General features: G+C 51.3%; 1 protein-coding gene. It reads right to left on the bottom strand.

Annotation, left to right across the window (positions count from 1 at the left end; all coding sequences use genetic code 11):
* Positions 1 to 36 precede the first annotated feature (36 nt).
* Positions 37 to 226 (bottom strand): hypothetical protein (locus NE623_RS14645; RefSeq protein WP_256272835.1); only part of this gene is annotated, 190 nt, incomplete at its 5' end.

Here is a 226-nt window from a genome sequence, read left to right as displayed (position 1 = left end):
TCTAGTTCCCTTAAAAGAGTGTGGGTTCAAATCCCTTCATCCGCACCAAACAAAAACACCGTAGCGTATCCCGCTACGGTGTTTTTGTTTGGTCTTGCGGTGAAGAGGGTTTGAACAGGGCGGCGCACCGCAGTGCGCAGTCAACACCACAGTGTGGTGTTGACTAGCCCGCGGGAAAATCCCTTCATCCGCACCAAAATCCTCGAACGTAAGTTCGGGGATTTTT

The organism is Gemmiger formicilis (assembly GCF_024462815.1).
Lineage (GTDB): Bacteria > Bacillota > Clostridia > Oscillospirales > Ruminococcaceae > Gemmiger.
This window is presented reverse-complemented; position numbering and strand designations above follow the sequence as displayed.